The organism is Butyrivibrio sp. M55 (assembly GCF_900116865.1).
Taxonomy (GTDB): Bacteria; Bacillota; Clostridia; order Lachnospirales; family Lachnospiraceae; genus Butyrivibrio.
The window spans coordinates 201,261-219,249 of record NZ_FPCD01000002.1 but is presented as its reverse complement, the minus strand read 5'-3'; the positions used below and the strand labels follow the sequence as shown (position 1 = coordinate 219,249).

General features: G+C 41.4%; 16 protein-coding genes and 1 tRNA gene. 2 read left to right on the top strand and 15 right to left on the bottom strand.

Annotation, left to right across the window (positions count from 1 at the left end):
- Positions 1 to 179 precede the first annotated feature (179 nt).
- Together BM398_RS03415 and BM398_RS03410 are read left to right on the top strand one after the other, a co-directional pair.
- Complete coding sequence (locus tag BM398_RS03415; protein WP_242949750.1) at positions 180 to 566, top strand: NusG domain II-containing protein; 387 nt, start codon at positions 180 to 182, stop codon at positions 564 to 566.
- Positions 567 to 574: 8 nt separating this feature from the next.
- A complete protein-coding gene (locus BM398_RS03410) occupies positions 575 to 1,090 on the top strand; it encodes a Gx transporter family protein (protein ID WP_092336421.1) in 516 nt (171 codons plus the stop codon).
- 81 nt (positions 1,091 to 1,171) lie between these two features.
- Here the strand turns inward: BM398_RS03410 and gdhA are convergent, their stop codons facing one another.
- The 15 genes from gdhA to BM398_RS03335 form a co-directional block, all read right to left on the bottom strand.
- Positions 1,172 to 2,506, bottom strand: a complete 1,335-nt coding sequence (gene gdhA, locus BM398_RS03405; protein ID WP_092336420.1) for an NADP-specific glutamate dehydrogenase — start codon at positions 2,504 to 2,506, stop codon at positions 1,172 to 1,174.
- Positions 2,507 to 2,765: 259 nt separating this feature from the next.
- Positions 2,766 to 4,154 carry a cell wall hydrolase gene (locus tag BM398_RS03400; RefSeq protein WP_092336419.1) on the bottom strand — a complete coding sequence of 463 codons (1,389 nt, stop codon included), beginning with the start codon at positions 4,152 to 4,154 and terminating at the stop codon, positions 2,766 to 2,768.
- Between the two features lie 42 nt (positions 4,155 to 4,196).
- On the bottom strand, positions 4,197 to 5,243 hold the full coding sequence (locus BM398_RS03395) for a Gfo/Idh/MocA family protein (RefSeq protein WP_092336418.1): 1,047 nt from the start codon (positions 5,241 to 5,243) through the stop codon (positions 4,197 to 4,199).
- A gap of 15 nt (positions 5,244 to 5,258) precedes the next feature.
- A complete protein-coding gene (locus BM398_RS03390) occupies positions 5,259 to 6,590 on the bottom strand; it encodes an SH3 domain-containing protein (RefSeq protein WP_092336417.1) in 1,332 nt (443 codons plus the stop codon).
- Between the two features lie 31 nt (positions 6,591 to 6,621).
- The gene (locus BM398_RS03385) at positions 6,622 to 7,893 is read right to left on the bottom strand and encodes an SH3 domain-containing protein (RefSeq protein WP_092336416.1); all 1,272 of its coding nucleotides are present in this window, start codon (positions 7,891 to 7,893) and stop codon (positions 6,622 to 6,624) included.
- Between the two features lie 53 nt (positions 7,894 to 7,946).
- Positions 7,947 to 8,018 (bottom strand) — tRNA-Arg (locus tag BM398_RS03380).
- A 109-nt stretch (positions 8,019 to 8,127) separates the two neighbouring features.
- Positions 8,128 to 9,393 carry an SH3 domain-containing protein gene (locus BM398_RS03375; RefSeq protein ID WP_092336415.1) on the bottom strand — a complete coding sequence of 422 codons (1,266 nt, stop codon included), beginning with the start codon at positions 9,391 to 9,393 and terminating at the stop codon, positions 8,128 to 8,130.
- Between the two features lie 145 nt (positions 9,394 to 9,538).
- The gene (locus tag BM398_RS03370; RefSeq protein WP_092336414.1) at positions 9,539 to 10,189 is read right to left on the bottom strand and encodes a DUF5688 family protein; all 651 of its coding nucleotides are present in this window, start codon (positions 10,187 to 10,189) and stop codon (positions 9,539 to 9,541) included.
- A 147-nt stretch (positions 10,190 to 10,336) separates the two neighbouring features.
- Positions 10,337 to 10,894: an elongation factor P gene (gene efp, locus BM398_RS03365; protein ID WP_026655502.1), complete on the bottom strand. Its 558-nt coding sequence runs from the start codon at positions 10,892 to 10,894 to the stop codon at positions 10,337 to 10,339.
- A 65-nt stretch (positions 10,895 to 10,959) separates the two neighbouring features.
- The gene (locus BM398_RS03360) at positions 10,960 to 11,499 is read right to left on the bottom strand and encodes a hypothetical protein (protein WP_092336413.1); all 540 of its coding nucleotides are present in this window, start codon (positions 11,497 to 11,499) and stop codon (positions 10,960 to 10,962) included.
- A 25-nt stretch (positions 11,500 to 11,524) separates the two neighbouring features.
- The gene (locus BM398_RS03355; RefSeq protein WP_092336412.1) at positions 11,525 to 12,145 is read right to left on the bottom strand and encodes a L,D-transpeptidase; all 621 of its coding nucleotides are present in this window, start codon (positions 12,143 to 12,145) and stop codon (positions 11,525 to 11,527) included.
- A gap of 99 nt (positions 12,146 to 12,244) precedes the next feature.
- Entirely contained in the window at positions 12,245 to 12,679 is a 435-nt protein-coding gene (locus BM398_RS03350) for a type II 3-dehydroquinate dehydratase (protein WP_092336411.1), read from the bottom strand.
- A 48-nt stretch (positions 12,680 to 12,727) separates the two neighbouring features.
- Positions 12,728 to 13,300: a DUF1961 family protein gene (locus BM398_RS03345; RefSeq protein ID WP_092336410.1), complete on the bottom strand. Its 573-nt coding sequence runs from the start codon at positions 13,298 to 13,300 to the stop codon at positions 12,728 to 12,730.
- Positions 13,301 to 13,502: 202 nt separating this feature from the next.
- Positions 13,503 to 16,769: a carbamoyl-phosphate synthase large subunit gene (gene carB, locus BM398_RS03340; RefSeq protein WP_092336409.1), complete on the bottom strand. Its 3,267-nt coding sequence runs from the start codon at positions 16,767 to 16,769 to the stop codon at positions 13,503 to 13,505.
- Positions 16,769 to 17,989: a carbamoyl phosphate synthase small subunit gene (locus BM398_RS03335; RefSeq protein WP_026515514.1), complete on the bottom strand. Its 1,221-nt coding sequence runs from the start codon at positions 17,987 to 17,989 to the stop codon at positions 16,769 to 16,771. The genes carB and BM398_RS03335 overlap by 1 nt, the downstream gene beginning before the upstream one ends.

Here is a 17,989-nt window from a genome sequence, read left to right as displayed (position 1 = left end):
TGAATATCCAAGATTTCGTCAGCAGAAAACTGACAGAAATTTATTATACATATAAAAAACAAAAATGCAATACGTTTTTTCAAAGACGAAAACAATTACCATATTCAAAATTGAAATGCTATTTTCACAATGTTTTCTGCTATACTTTAGTGTGAAATTATTTATATGAGAGGCTTTTAGTGGATAAAAAACTATTCAAAAAAAATGATCTTATTCTCATAATCTTTTTAACACTTGCTTCAGCCGTCATGCTGATCGGCATCTCTCTTTTTTCCCAAAAAGGTGCAACAGTAATCGTCAGTGTCGACGGAAAGGAAGTCGCATCTTTTCCCCTTGACGAAGATACCGTTTACAACATCGGCGGATATCACGGAGGCGAGAATATTCTCGAGGTAAAAGACGGAAAGGCTCATCTTACAGATGCATCATGCCCCGACAAACTTTGTGTCAACATGGGCTATATCAGCAAAAGCGGTCAGTCTATCATATGCCTTCCCAACAAAGTAGTAATCGAAATAAAGGGAAATACCAAAGATAACAATAACTTTGACACCATATCGGAGTAAAAGAATTTATGAATATAAGGACCAAAACAAGTAAAACAGCGATCTACGGCGTACTTACCGCACTCGCAATAATACTAGGCTATGTAGAAATGCAGCTCCCGGCCTTCTTTGCCGTTCCGGGCATCAAACCTGGGTTTACGAACATCGTAGTAGTTGTCGCGCTCTATTCTCTGGGCGAAAAGAGCTCTCTCTTTATCAACTTTGTCAGAATCGCCATAGTCTCCATGCTCTTCGGAACCCTGATGGCTTTCGCATTCTCACTGACAGGCGGCATCCTCAGCACACTTGTAATGATTCTTCTAAAAAAGACCGGCAAATTCAGCTCCATCGGTGTAAGTGCCGTAGGAGGCGTAACCCACAACATCGGCCAGATAATTGTCGCCATGTTCATAACCGGCACCACCAACATCCTCTGGTACTTGGCTGTCCTGTGGATTACAGGAACATTAAGTGGAATCATAGTCGGACTCATCGGTGGGCTAATATGCAGCCACCTCGATATTAGTAAGATATGTAAAAACTGATTATGGCATAAGGAAAGGCTGCCGCACCAAAATTGGTGTGACAGCCTTTATATGATTTAATATTTTATGAAGAATACTTAATTAAACAATACCCTGAGCCTTCATAGCTTCTGCAACCTTAAGGAAGCCTGCGATGTTAGCACCTGCAACGTAGTTGCCTTCCATGCCATACTTCTTAGCTGCATCATCAATGCTGTGATAGATGTTAACCATGATCTGCTTAAGCTTAGAGTCAACCTCTTCGAAGCTCCATGAAAGTCTCTCACTGTTCTGTGACATCTCAAGAGCTGATGTAGCAACACCACCTGCATTTGAAGCCTTACCACAGATGAAGAGAACCTTGTTAGCCTGAAGGTACTCAGTAGCCTCGATAGATGTAGGCATGTTAGCACCCTCACATACAGCCTGAACGCCGTTAGCAACAAGCTGCTTAGCATCCTCAAGAAGGAGCTCGTTCTGTGTAGCGCAAGGAAGAGCTACATCACACTTAACTGACCATACACCCTTACCTTCGTGGTACTCAGCTGACTTTCTTGCAGCAGCGTACTCTGTAAGACGTGCTCTCTTAACTTCCTTAACTTCCTTAAGAAGCTCAACATCGATTCCTTCGGGATCATAGATCCAACCTGTTGAATCAGAACATGTTACACACTTAGCACCAAGCTGCTGTGCCTTCTCGATAGCGTAGATAGCAACGTTACCTGCACCTGAAACTGCAACTGTCTTGCCCTTGATATCAGAGCCGTTGCACTTAAGAAGCTCTTCTGTGATATAAAGAAGACCATATCCTGTAGCCTGTGTACGAGCGAGTGATCCGCCGTATGTAAGACCCTTACCTGTAAGAACGCCTTCGTATGTATCTCTGATCTTCTTGTACTGACCAAAGAGGAATCCAATCTCACGTCCGCCTACACCGATATCTCCGGCAGGAACGTCTGTATCAGCGCCGATGTGTCTGTAAAGCTCTGTCATGAAGCTCTGGCAGAATGCCATAACTTCTCTGTCTGACTTGCCCTTAGGATCAAAGTCAGAACCACCCTTACCACCACCGATAGGAAGGCTTGTAAGAGAGTTCTTGAAGATCTGCTCGAAGCCAAGGAACTTGATGATACCAAGGTTTACTGAAGGATGGAAACGAAGTCCTCCCTTGTAAGGTCCGATAGCTGAATTGAACTGGATACGGAAACCGTTGTTAACCTGAACCTGTCCCTTATCATCTACCCAAGGTACTCTGAAGAGGATCTGTCTCTCGGGAGTTACAAGTCTCTCAAGAAGAGCATCTCTACGATACTCGTCCTCGTTTGCTTCAATAACAACACGAAGTGACTCAAGCACTTCCTTTACTGCCTGGTGGAATTCAGGCTGAGCAGGGTTCTTTGCTACGACATAGTCGTAAATCTCGTCTACATATGACATTTTTAGTTCTCCTTCCCGTGCTAAAAAGCACATAAAAAACATTAAATTACTGAGTATAAACTCGCATTAACGTGATTCAAAATGTATCTGCACACCGTATTTCTTAAAAGAAAAAGGGCGTAGGAAACCAGTGGTCTCCACGCCCCATTGCGCAAACATCATTGTCTGAATGGTATTATACGCTTTAGACTTTTAAAGTGCAATAGTCTTTATTACATTAAATCAAAAAAATCTTTCCGCTTTTTTCAAGTAAAGGTGTTTACTCGTCATCATCGCTGTCATCGTCATCATCATCGGAATCATCATCGTGATGTTCTTCTTCATGATTTTCTTCCTCATGTTGTTCTTCCGCGGGAGCTTCCTGATTCTGTTCAGGTTGCTGTTCCTGCTGTTGCTCAGGCTGCGGTTCTTCGGGAGCCTTCTCTTTAACAACCCACTTATAGAAGAATGCATGATTTCCCAGCATAGTGTATTCAGCTATTCCATAGTGATCTGCCCAGTATCTTGTCATAAAGAAAAGATAATCGCCGATACGGGCTCCGTTTAAAACTTCCTGTGCAGCTTTTATACATATAGCATTGGGACCTCTGCCCATAATAAGCTCAACCTTACCGGAACGATATGATGCAAACTGCATATTCTGCGTAATAACACCTACAACATCGTTAGGGAAAGCAGAACTCTTAACTCTGTTCATTATAACCGAGCCGACACCAAGCTTACCCTGATAAGATTCTCCGTCAGCTTCCGCCTGTATTGTAGCCGCAAGCCATAAAAGCTCGGAATCGGAAGCCGCATAAGCACCGCCCGTATTCTCTTTAGGCCTGTCAGCAAGTCTTTTTGCATACTCAGCCTGTGCAGAAGCAACTTTAGCCGCCAGTTCCTTCTGAAGCTGATCCAGTCTTGCAAGCTCTTTATCATAATCCGCAAGTTTTCCGTTTTCGGCGTTAAGCGTTTTGTTTGTAGTACTCAGCTGTCCGTTGACAGTTGCCGTCAAAGATTCCAGTGTATCCTGTTTATTATCCAGCTCATCCTGTATAGACTGCAGTCTTTCTTCTTCATGCTTAACTTCGTCGGTCTTAGACTCTATTTCCCTCTGCAGAGCCTTATATTCGCTGATTTTCTTGTTATCATAAGATACTACCGCATTTAAATACTCAAACTTTGTCAAAAAATCTCTAAAAGAGCCCGAGCCCAGAAGAGTCTGTAACACTCCCCTGTCTCCGCCTTTTTCATATGTTGCCTTTATACGAAGCTTAAGATTCTTATAGCGCTCTTCTTCCTGCGCTTTGGCATCAGAAAGCTCGTTCGACAACCTGACTATATTTGCCGATACCGTATCCATTTCAGCCTCATTGGCCGATATTTCCTTACTTATGACATTTAATTTGTTGGAATAATCATTGATCTGGTTTTGAAAACCCTCTTTTTGATTCTTAAGATTTTCTACATTCGACTTTGTTTTCTCTTTTTCACCCTGAAGATTCTCTATAGCTTTCCTGGCTTCGGCAGTCTGCCTCTGAAGTTCGGAGATTTCCTTCTCGGATTCTGCGATCTTATCATCATATTCATCGGCAATGCCATACACTGGAAAGCTCGTCCACAAGAGTATAAATACAAGTGTCCCCAAAAAAAACTTATTTTTCATATTTCTTCCGCTCAACTGACTTTTTTACCGTTTAATTATAACTTATTCAAAATCATCCTCTTCGGCTTCTTCATAAAACTCATCTTCATCTATTTCATCAATTCCATTCCACTCCCCCGGGAATGTTATATCATTTCTTTTCCTAATAAAATCCATAAATTTGAGCATCATGAGAGACTCAGAATGAGGCATTTCGGAACATTCCGTCAATTTCTGCTGTATAGCCTTCACACAGGCATCAATCTCATATTCGTATCCGGTCTTCTGCCTGTGGCGCTTATGATAAGCAACCTCATTATGATTTTCATCATATACCGAAATTCCTTCGATATTATTGATATTATCTACGATAATATAGCCTTTGCTTCCATAAATGACACCACTTCTATCGCTCATAGAAAGCGCAGAAGTATTAAGCACAGCCATCCTACCATCCTTATATTTTATGGTGATGCTGTCATTCATGTCCATTCCTTCATCGTTATAGGTGCAAACGGAAATAATGTCATCAACATCATTACCAAACACCATAGAAGCAAAATTAAGCGTATAAACACCAAGATCAAGGAGAGCTCCACCTCCCAGCTCCGGTTTTGTTATTCTGTCTTTATCTGCAACGTTATATCCAAGGCTGGCAGTAAGCATAGTGGGCTCACCGATAACGCCGCTCTCAAGTATTTCCTGAAGCTTCTTACGCATCGGATGAAATCTCGTCCACATAGCCTCAGAAAGAAAAATACCGTTTTCCTCGGCGTAATTAAATACCAAATCCGCCTGTTTCTCATTAAGCATGAATGCTTTTTCACATAATACATTTTTCCCGGCTAAAAGAGCCAGTTTTACGTTCTTAAAGTGCTCAGAATGAGGTGTCGCAATATAGATAAGGTCTATCTTGGGATCTTTTACCAATTCCTGATATGAACCGTATGCTTTTTTTATGCCTAACTTCTTTGCAAAGCTGTCGGCGCTTTCTTTTGTCCTGGAACCAATAGCATAACATGACACATTTCTCATTGATTTGAGTGTCATCGCCATGAGCTCAGCCATGCTTCCGGTGCCCATGATTCCCACCTTAAATCGTCCAAACATTCAACAACCTCCGTATTACTGGTCGATAAATTCACTCTTAATATATCCTGTCTGTCCCTCATATTCAACCTTTGACCATCCGGATGGAAGGTTTTCAAGCACTTTAACAGTTGCTCCCTTATCCATGCTGGTCAGAATAGCGGAATCTGTTCCCTGTCCGCTACGGAGTCTGACTGAATCTCCATTTACAGTCTTTGTCTCGCCTTTTCCATCTGATTTATTATCTTTATTATCAGTGTCATCTTTATCTGACGAACTTTCTTCCGTACTGTTATCTGCAGGCTCTGACGAAGCATCATTTGCAGCATCTTCGGCTTCCTCATCAACTGCACTCGATCCGTCATCGACAAGCTCAAAGTACTCCGACTTTACAAATGCTTCAATAGCCTCTCCATTTCTCTCGTAAGAGATCTTGCTCCATCCGTTTGGAAGTTTCTCAATTTCCTGATATTCCTTACCTATCTCAGTCTTCTCAATAACTTCAGCGTCTGTGCTGTCACTAGCTCTGATATTTACGACATCGGTAGCTCTGATAGTACGCACCTGATGCGCATCAATATTTTGCCACTCTTCTTTCTTTTTCTCATCAGCAATTGCTGCATCGGCCTTTGCCTTATCTTCCAATCCATCTTGCACTTTCTCCTGGATTGCATTGCTCTTGGCCGCAAGGAATGATGAAAGAGATTCATCAGAATTTAGTATCTCACTATATTCAGATGAAACCTTATTGTTAAGATCAATCACATCTGCCTGGGCATTCAGTGCTTTAACATACTCAATGACCGTCTGATCATCCGTATCACCACATATATATAGCTCTCCGTTTTCCGTGTTGGTACAGATATACAGTGTTTCCAAACCGGGTAACGCCTCGTCATAATCAGCAAGCTTTACCAGCTGATATATAAATGCAATATAACTGTTGGGAACGGGACCGGGCTTGGTATATACCCTGATTGAATCATATCTTTCGATGATTCCGCTCAAAGCCACAGCCTTTATTCCCTGTGAATTATCAAATCCTTTGTAGATACTGTTTACTTCATCCGCATTACCTTCAATGATTGCAGTATAGTACCTGCTGATAAGATTGATTATATCGGGATCCGTACACTCTTCAAGAGCGCTCTCCTCAATCTGATTTGATCCGCCCATAGAGGCTTTACCGGCCTTAAGTGCAGAATTGGACACCATAAGATTTGCCTTATATGAAACTGCTACAGTTACAAATGCAGCGGCAAAAAATATTATAGGCATAAAAATGTTTTTATTGTCGGAAAAAAACGACCCTTCTCTATGCCTTACATTTCTCACTTCTGCAGATTGATTTTTCTTTTTTCGTTTCATGATCTACCCCTGCCCGACGACAACTTACTTATCAGCCGTCGATAAACTCGCTCTTAATATATCCTGTCTGTCCATCATATTCAACTTTTGACCATCCGTTAGAATATCCCTCGATTACTTTAACAGTTGAGCCTTTCTCCATAGTAGCCAGGATAGCTGAATCAGTTCCCTGTCCCTTGCGCAGTCTGACAGAGTCACCTTTTATCTTCTTGCTTTCATTTTTCGCAGCAGCATTACCGTCCGCTGAATTTGATGCAGCATCTGATGATGTATCTGCCTGTCCTTCACCAACTTCGGTTCCGTTATCGATTCTTTCAAAGAATTCTGTCTTTACAAAAGCTTCGCCACCGTTATATTCAATCTTACTCCAACCATTTGGCTGAGCTTCAATCTCTGTAAGTTCATCACCAGCTTCAACCTTACCGATTTCCTCGGCGTCCGTGCTGTCGCCTTTTCTGACTTTTACATTATCCTTAGCTTTGATAGTGTGAGTAGTCGGCACCTCAGCGTCCATAGAAGCTCCGTCTGAAGCAGCCTCTCCCGAATTGTCCGCAGATGCATCTCCTGATGACTGATCAACCATTGCTTCAGCCACCTTAGCCTGAATATCTTTTCTCATGTTTGTAAGCTGTGCCGCAAGATTTTCATCGGCATTTATCATCTCGTTATATTCAGACGCAACCTTATTGTTAAGATCGATTACATCAGCCTGAACACTAAGAGACTTAATATAATTAATGATGGTCTCATCCTCTGAATCACCATTAATATACACTTCTCCGTTCTCATCTGTACATACATAGAGTGTTTCAAGTCCGGGAAGAGCTTTGTCATAGTCATACAGCTTAACCATATTATAAACATATGCGATATAACTGTTCTGAATCGGACCGGGCTTTGTATATACCTTGATTGAATCATATTTTTCAATAAATCTGGATATAGCCTCCGCCTTAAGTCCCTGCGTATTATCAAGTCCTCTGTAGATATTATTGACTTCTTCCTTATTTCCGTCAGCCATAGCCTGGTAATATCTGTTAACGAGATCTACTATGTTCTGATCTTGGCATTCTTCCATTGTGATTTCCTGAATCTCATTCACTTCTCCAACCGAAGAATTATCACCCGCCAATGCATCTTCAGAAGCTGTGCGATTTGCCTTAAATACAATTACTACAGTTATAAGGACCGCAATAAAAAAAATAACCGGCATGAGAAACTTCTTATTATCGGCAAATATCGCCAAAATACCGGTTCTATCATTTCTCCAGCCTGTAACTTGACTACGCTTTCTTTGTTTCATGCTCTACCCCTGATCGTTTCTTAATAGAGAATGCATTACACTCTCAAAGCAAATACACCCGACAGGAATCGAACCTGCATTAAAGGCGTCGGAGGCCTCCGTTCTATCCATTAGACTACGGGTGCATACCCAACAATAATACCATATGGGCATTGCAATGTCCAACCGGAGCGAACTTACAGGTTTAATGATTCCAGCCGATGTGTATATTTTAAATCTTTAATTACCTCCGTATTACTGCTCAATAAATTCTGTCTTTACGTATCCTGTCTGTCCCTGATACTCAACCTTTGACCAACCGTTATCGCAATTTTCGATAACACTTACGGTTGCTCCCTTGTCAAGGCAAGCAAGTACAGCAGAATCAGTTCCCTGTCCTTTACGAAGATTTACTGCATCATTTTTGATCTTCTTGTTTCCTAATTTTCCATTTGCACTATCTGCATTATTATTAGCTTCCGTTGTATCGGATGAATCATTCTGTCCATCACCCGTCTGCTCATCAACACGATCAAAGAATTCTGTCTTTACGAAAGCTTCTCCGCCATTGTATTCAATCTTACTCCATCCGTTAGGCTGAGCTTCAATCTCTACAAGTTCCTGACCGGCTTCAGTCTTACCAAGTTCTTCGGTATCTGTACTGTCACCTTTTCTGATCTTAACAACTTCTCTTGCTTTAATAGTATGAGTAGTAGGTGCCTCCGGTTCCTGTGATGCCTCTTCAGAAGCAGCATCACCTGCCTCATCTGTAGATGCATCGGCATTTGCCTGATTAACCATGGCTTCTCCCATAGCTGACTTCAGATCATTCCTCATAGCTGTAAGCTGTGCTGCAAGATTCTCATCTGCATTTATAAGTTCGTTGTACTCAGACGCAACCTTATTATTGAGATCGATAACATCAGACTGTACGCTAAGAGATTTAATATAATCAATGATCATCTGATCTTCAGAATAAGCATCAAAATATAACTCACCGTTTTCATCTGTACAGATGTACAACGTTTCAAGACCGGGCAGAGCTTTATCATAATCTACCAGTTTAACCATATTGTACACATATGCAATGTAACTGTTCGGAACCGGACCGGGCTTAGTATATACAGTAATAGATTCATACTTCTCAATAAACTGTGATATTGCCTCTGCCTTAAGTCCCTGTGTATCATCAAGTCCCTTGTAAATACTGTTTACTACATCCTTATTTCCTTCAGCCTGTGCCTGATAATATGTATTAACAAGATCGATTATCTTCTGATCCTTGCACTCTTCCATTTTGATCTCTTCAACTTCTTTTACATCTCCCATGGAAGCCTTGTTTACTTTCAGTGCCGACTCAGATGCCATAGTATTTGCCTTATGTGCTACAGCTACAGTTATAAGAACTGCTACCAAAAAGATTCCAGGCATAAGAAACTTCTTGTTATCGGCAAACACTGCCAATACCCCCTGTCTGTCGTTTCTCCAACCTGTTACTTGATTTCTTCTTTTTCGTTTCATGATCTACCCCTACCCTCTATGCGTTGATGTGCATAATATTTTGTTTCAAAACAATTAATCTAATTACAATATATATTTTAACATTTAACGAAGATAAAATAAAGTATAATATATATTCAGTATTTATGCACGTTTCAGCGCACACTTATTCACAAACGGCGAGATTTCCTGCACTTTTTTCATAGTAATAAATTTTATCGCTCAAAAATTCTTCTCTGCTAAGCACTCCTGCGTTGACTTGGCGTACTATTGATTCAAGCATTTCTGCTTCATTTTCATCGCCTCGTTCCGGCAAAACCAAGACTTCATGCACCGATGCAGGAAGAACATACAGGTTTTTCCCGTATTTATCGGATATTTTCTCAAGTACTCCCGGATATAATATGGCACCTGCTCCATAATTCTGTTCTTTGTTAGAAACTATGATGATATTTTGTAAAACTTCGGAATCGTTAATATATTCTTCACCAAGAAAATCAGACATACTCACCATCTTTATCCGGGATATTTTTGCAGCATTCTCTATAAGATTTTCCCATAATCTGTCACAGGTTATTCCCCAAAGATCCAAATGCGAATCCTTTATGGTAATATGCCCTTCTCCTATTTCAGCGTTTCTTACCATGCATATAGGCACCATTGCAAGATCTTCAAATTTACGGTAGGGAATATCCTCGAGATACTCCAAATTATCTTTGATACCAATTAATTTAAATGACAATTTATCTTCAACGCCGTCAAAGTTTTCAAAGAAACTTAAATCTATATTTCCATTATTTACTATAATATTTCTCATTAATATATCTCTCCTATCACTAAATGCTCTGCACAAAAAAAGACAATAGTTTTGCGCATATATAAATGCGAAATCTATTGTCTTACATTTGTTTCTTTATAAATTTAATATGACCGTTTTACGTGTCAGTTAGGTATTGTGTCCAGATTATACTCTTGAAAGATACTCGCCGGTTCTTGTATCAATCTTAATTACATCTCCCTCGTTAACGAAGAGAGGAACTGCTACTGTAGCGCCAGTCTCAACTGTTGCAGGCTTTGTAGCACCTGTTGCTGTATCACCCTTGAATCCGGGCTCAGTCTCTGAAATAGTAAGCTCTACGAACATAGGAGGCTCAACTGCGAATACGTTTCCGTTATAAGAGTTAACCTTGCAGATCTCGTTCTCTTTAACGAACTTGAGAGAATCTCCGATCTGATCTGCTGTAAGTCCGATCTGCTCATAAGTCTCGGAATCCATAAAGTTGTAAATATCTCCATCCTGATAAAGATACTGCATATCCTTCTTGTCGATACGAGCTGCAGGGAACTTCTCAGTGGGACGGAAAGTTGTCTCCTTAACACCACCGTTAATGATATCCTTGAGCTTAGTTCTTACGAAAGCAGCGCCTTTACCGGGCTTAACGTGCTGGAATTCAATAATCTGACATACATTGCCATCGATTTCGATGGTCATACCATTTCTGAAATCACTTGCAGAAATCATATAATAATCCTCCTAAAACTTTACATCAAACAACTAGTTTATATTAAACTATAGGATTTGATTTTTCAACTATTTTTTTCATCTTCTCCGTTATTTCCTATATCAAATATCGAGCTGCGTATCATATTTGTATAGAACGGATCCATGCTGTTTGCAGCGATTTCTCTCTGTGTCTGATGCTCCGATACTTTAACTACATCAGTATTAAATCTGCTGTGTGAAGCGATATTGTCAGCGATCATGCTGCCTATATCAAACTTGGGAAACGGAACGGATGTATCTATACGCCTTGCACTATCCGATTCAGCTGTAGTCGCTGTATTTTTTGCAGGCGAAATATCTGCCTTATCATAAGTATATGGATAAGTTGCCGAGGTATCCATGCTCCCAAGCAACGACTTAAATGCGTCTTCACCTGAAATGCCCTCGGTTTTCTTCTGCGTTTCATCAAGCATAGCCTTATTGAGATATTTTTCAAAAAGGCCGCTGAGATTAGGATCAAGTGCTATCTCGCTCTTTTTCTGCGCAAGAAGCTTATTGGTATCGGATATTGAGTTTAAATACTTATTTACCGATCCTGTTATTGCAGACAGATCAAATTCCATCTCATTTCCCCTCAAAGATATTTTTTTAATGAACGATAACCGCCGTACCTACATCTATAATATCATACAATGAGTACGCCGTCTCTGTCGGAAGATTCACGCATCCGTGAGATCCGTCCGACTTATAGATATTTCCGCCAAACTTGCTTCTCCAATTTGCATCATGAAGTCCGACATTTCCTGTAAATCTCATCCATCTGTCTACCCATACGTTCCATGTGGGTCCTACAAGATATTTTCCGGGAATCTTAGATCTTACAACGAACTTTCCCTTAGGTGTAGAATTGCCGGTGTTTGGATTACCTGTAACGCAAGATGAAGACAAAACAATCTCTCCGTCTTTATAATAGTTCATTGTCTGATTGGCAATATCAACGTCTACATATGTATCTATAGAGCAAGAAGCAACGCCCGAAGCCTCTTCTGCCGCATTCTTAAAGCGTCCTTCTTTCATGCCGTAGTTAAGATAATGATTGTAAAGCTCTATCGCATTATTTCCGTATACAGCACGAACGTCTGCATACGCATTTGCATAATAATCCGCATCGAAATCATCTGTATCACTCGCGTGTGAAGGCACTGTGTATATTATGTTCAAAAATAATACCGCGAAAACAAGTGCGCTCATTCTTATAATAGTTTTCATACTCTAACTCCTTTTAAAGAAATATTCGTTCACAAATTTTAATATCTCTTTAACAATTTAACACATTATAAGTATAAGTCAATCATTCGCGGTTATATTTTATAAATTATTTTTAATAAAATCAATTGCTTCCAAGTAGCCATCCAGTCCGTGACCATATATCTGTTTATCACAGGCAGGTGCGGTAACAGACACTTTTCTGAACTCTTCTCTCAAACTGATATCTGAAATATGAACTTCCACCTTGGTAATGTTCTCAAGGCTTTTTAAAGCATCATGTATAGCGTAGCTGTAATGAGTATATGCCCCGGGATTTATTACTATTCCGTCCGTATTGTCAAAATACGCTTCCTGAAGCCTGTCTATTATTGCGCCTTCATGATTTGACTGGAAGAGGATCACCTCATCTTTTTCAGCATCCGCTTTCTCTTTTATCATATTGCAGAGATAGTCATAATCCTGATTCCCATATATCGCTTTCTCCCTGATACCGAGAAAATTCAGGTTTGGTCCGTTTATTACAAGTATTTTCATTATTCATTTCTCCCTGTCATTAAGATATACGAACTGTTTCGTCTAATATTATATCCAAGTAACCTTAAGATTCCTATACTCTGCCGAAAGTTCACTGCTCTGCTTAAAGCCAATGCTTCCGCCTGTCAGTATATCTCCACTGGTAATACCGTCATCCCTGAAATCAAGAATAACCGTCTCATTTTCAGAAAAGGTCACTCTGTTTCCCTGCTTAACAACGCACATTCTGTACCACGGTAGATCTTCAGATGCATCGGGAAGAGGGTCCGGTCCTTCCGCCACAATAAACTCCCCTTTATCCTTTATAAGCTTACACATGTGGAACGCTCTGTCTTTATCGCTTTTCCTTCTGAAATAAGACACATAAAAGGCATTCTCATCCTTAATTGCAAAGATAAAAGTAGCTTCTCCCGGCTCCTTAAGCGGTCTAAACTCCCATTCAACCCTGATATCTGCAGGAAAAGAAACGGGACACCACAAAACGACCGGCATATCATTTGCTCTTTTGCCCGAAAGCCTCATGGCATTGTTCTCAAAAGATATCTCGGCGATGTGTTCACACACAAAATCTTTAATATTTTCTTGTATTCCAAGCGGATTTTCGTAGATTAATTTAGACATATTTTTTCCCCATAACTCATTGCCTAATTATAGCATATCTTGGCGCTTCTCGGGGAATAAATGTTAAAAAGAAATTTATTTCATCACATTTTCAGGATAAAGAATTCCCGGCCTTAACCAAATAAGACCGGGAATTAAACTACTTAGAAATATACTGATTTTAATCAGTTATAACTTAATATTTTATATACTTAAGCACCGCTTAAATCTTTGCAATATCAACAAGCTCAAGTCCTTCTTCCGTGCTCTCGTTCTCAAGACTTGTAACAAGGGCTCTTGCGGTATCAAGGGCTGTAATAACATTTACGCCTGTCTCGATAGCGGTTCTTCTGATAAGGAATCCGTCACGGCTCTTATCTCTTCCCTGTGTAGGTGTATCAATAACAAGGTCGATCTTGTGTCCGAGGATAAGGTCGATGACCGTAGGTGATTCCTGATTGATACGATTGATTCTTCTTGCCTTTACGCCGTTCTCTGTAAGAGTATCCGCTGTTGATCTTGTAGCGTAAATGATATAGCCAAGCTTCTCATAGCGTCTTGCAATATCAATGATCTCGCCCTTATCGGAATCCTTAACGGTGATGATCATCTGCTTATATTTAGGAAGATTGACCCCCGCACCAAGGAATGCCTTATAAAGAGCTTCGTTAAAGTTCTTGCTGATACCGAGACACTCACCTGTAGACTTCATCTCAGGTCCAAGGCTAATCTCAGCGCCTCTGATCTTCTCAAATGAGAATACAGGCATCTTGATAGCCACGTAACCTGCTTCAGGCTGAAGTCCGGGTGTATATCCGAGATCTTTGAGCTTCTTTCCGAGCATTACTTCTGCAGCGAGGTCAACGATCGGAATACCTGTTACCTTACTGATATAAGGAACTGTACGTGATGATCTCGGGTTCGCCTCAATGATATAAACATCATCTCCCACAGCGATGAACTGTACATTTATAAGTCCGATTACATGAAGTGCTTTTGCAAGTCTTCTTGTATACTCTGCAATTGTCTGCTTAACCTTATCAGAAAGAGACTGTGCGGGATATACAGAGATTGAGTCACCTGAATGAATACCGGATCTCTCGATATGCTCCATGATACCGGGGATAACGATATCTTCTCCGTCGCAAACCGCATCAACTTCAGTCTCAACACCCTGAAGGTACTTATCTACAAGGATAGGATGATCCTGAGCATATCTGTTGATGATGTTCATGAACTCTTCTATCTCTTCATCGCAAAGAGCAATCTGCATGCCCTGTCCGCCAAGTACGTAAGAAGGTCTTACAAGTACGGGATAACCAAGGCGATTTGCAACTTCTTTTGCTTCCTCTGCAGTATAAACCGTAGCACCCTGTGCACGCTTGATCTGAGTCTCTTCAAGAATCTGATCGAAGATTTCTCTGTCTTCTGCAGCATCTACGTCCTTAGCATCTGTTCCGTAGATCTTTACGCCCATCTTCATAAGATCCTGAGTGAGCTTGATAGCTGTCTGTCCACCGAACTGAACAACTGCTCCGTCGGGTTTCTCAAGTCTTACGATATTCTCAACATCCTCGGGTGTAAGAGGCTCGAAATAAAGCTTATCTGCAATATCGAAGTCGGTACTTACAGTCTCAGGGTTGTTATTTATGATAATTGTCTCAAATCCGGCTTTCTTAAATGCCCATGTTGCGTGAACAGAGCAATAGTCGAACTCGATACCCTGTCCGATTCTGATGGGACCTGAACCGAGTACAAGGATCTTTTTCTTGTCAGTGTTACTCTTAAGCGCTGCCTCATCCTCTGAATCGGGACCGTTGTAAACTGAGTAGTAGTAAGGTGTCTCAGCCGCAAACTCAGCCGCGCAGGTATCAACAATCTTGAATGTAGCCTTGATGTTGTAGTCATATCTGAGCTCTTTTAACACATCCTCAGAGAAGCGTGTAAATCTGCTGATAACAGCATCGGGATACTCAAGACGCTTAGCCTCAAGAAGTGTCTCAAAGCTGATGATCTTCTTTGCTTCCGCAAGGTCCGCATCCTTACCCATTGTATTCTTCTCACCGATTCTAAGGAGCTTAAGTTCCATCTTAACAAGTGAATGAAGCTTATCAATGAACCAGATGTCGATGAGTGTGATGTCATGGATCTCTTCGTGTGAGATTCCTCTTCTGAGTGCCTCTGCGATAACCCAGATTCTCTGGTCGTCTACGATATTAAGACGCTCTCTGAGCTCTTCATCATCAAGCTCTGAGAAATCATAGCTTGTAAGGCAGTCAACGTGCTGCTCAAGTGAGCGGATAGCTTTCATCATGGCACCTTCAAAGTTGGTGCAGATACTCATTACCTCACCTGTAGCTTTCATCTGTGTTGTAAGAGTTCTCTTTGCAGTGATGAATTTATCGAAAGGAAGTCTCGGGAACTTAACTACGCAATAGTCAAGTGTAGGCTCGAAACTTGCATATGTCTTACCTGTAATTGCATTCTTGATCTCATCAAGTGTATAGCCGAGTGCGATCTTAGCTGCAACCTTAGCGATCGGATAACCTGTTGCCTTGGAAGCAAGTGCAGATGAACGGCTTACTCGAGGATTAACCTCAATTACGCAGTACTCGAAGCTTGTGGGGTGAAGCGCGAACTGAACGTTACATCCACCTGTGATCTGGAGCTCATCGATAATATTGAGAGCTGCGCTTCTGAGCATCTGGTATTCCTTATCGGAAAGTGTCTGAGAAGGAGCCACAACGATGGAGTCACCTGTATGTACGCCGACAGGATCGATATTCTCCATGTTACATACAGTGATGCAGTTTCCTGCAGAGTCACGCATTACCTCGTACTCAATTTCTTTCCATCCTGCGATGCATCTCTCTACGAGAACTTCGTTTGCACGTGAAAGTCTGAGTCCGTTCTCAAGTATCTCCTCACACTCAACCTGATTGTGAGCGATACCGCCGCCCGATCCACCAAGTGTGAACGCAGGACGAAGAACTACGGGATATCCGATCTTATTGGCAAACTCAACACCGTCCTGTACGTTATGAACAACGAGTGAAGCTGCGCAAGGCTCACCGATTCTCTCCATGGTGTCCTTGAATTCCTGTCTGTCCTCAGCCTTTCTGATTGTCTCAGCTGTTGTTCCGAGAAGCTTTACGTTGTGTGACTTAAGGAAACCTGACTCATCAAGCTCCATACCAAGGTTAAGTCCTGCCTGTCCTCCAAGTGTGGGAAGGATTGAGTCGGGCTTTTCTTTTTCAATGATCTGCTCAAGGACCTTGACTGTAAGAGGCTCGATATAAACCTCATCGGCAATGTCCTTATCTGTCATGATTGTAGCGGGGTTGGAGTTTACGAGGATAACCTCTACTCCTTCCTCTTTAAGTGAACGGCATGCCTGAGTTCCGGCATAGTCGAACTCTGCAGCCTGTCCGATTACGATAGGTCCTGAACCGATTACCAGTACCTTTTTTACATCCTTATTCTTTGGCATCAGTTCTTACCTCCTACTTTTCCTTTTTTCATCATATCTATAAATCTGTCAAACAAATAGCTTGAATCCTGTGGTCCGGGGCATGCTTCGGGATGGAACTGCACAGTGAAGATGTTCTTACCTACATAAGCAAGTCCTTCGTTTGTTCCGTCGTTAACGTTGATAAAAGCAGGCTCAGCCACGTTCTTATCAAGTTTGTCCATATCTACTACATAGCCATGGTTCTGTGATGAGATGTAAACTCTGCCGTTTGAAAGGTCTTTTACCGGGTGGTTACCACCTCTGTGGCCATACTTCATCTTGAATGTATCCGCACCTGTTGCAAGCGCCATGAGCTGGTGTCCGAGGCAGATTGCAAAAATAGGTGTCTCTGAATCGTAGAGTTTTTTCACCTCTTTAATAACATCCACGCACTCCTTCGGGTCTCCGGGGCCGTTTGAAAGCATGATTCCGTCGGGAGCATCCTTAAGGATCTCCTCAGCCGTTGTATTTGAAGGATAGATTGTAACATCACATCCTCTTGCTGCAAGTGAATCTGCAATATTCTTCTTGGCACCTACGTCGAGAAGCGCTACCTTGAGGCCTTTGCCGTTAAGCTCTTTAACAATTGCAGGTCTCTTTTCTCTTTTTGAATGATCTCCTGCAAGATCGGCCTTGTAGTTCTCTGCGTTAAATACCGCACTTCCTGAAAGAGGTCCGTTCTCTTCAAGGCTTGAAACACCCTTTAAGAACTTCTTTTCTTTGCAGGAAACCTTGCTTACAACATCGCCTGTTGTATAAGCGTGAAGTTTTTCCTTGATATCATCATACTTTAAGTTCTTGTTTGTTGTGATGATACCGTTCATTGTTCCCTTTTCTCTGAGGATTCTTACAAGTTTTCTTGTATCGATTCCTTCGATTCCGGGAATCTCATATTTATCCATAAAGTCCTGAATGGACATGTCACAGCGGAAGTTTGAAGGTATATGAGAAAGCTCTCTTACGATGATCGCATCAACCCAGGGTCTCTCTGATTCCATATCATCGAGACAAACTCCGTAGTTTCCGATAAGAGGATAAGTCATGCATACTGCCTGTCCTGCATATGAAGGATCTGTGAATACCTCTGTATAACCTGCCATAGATGTGTTAAAAACGATCTCGCTTATCACATCTTTATCTGCACCTATGTGCTTGCCTTCAAAGACTGTGCCGTCTTCTAATATCAAAAAAGCTTCCAT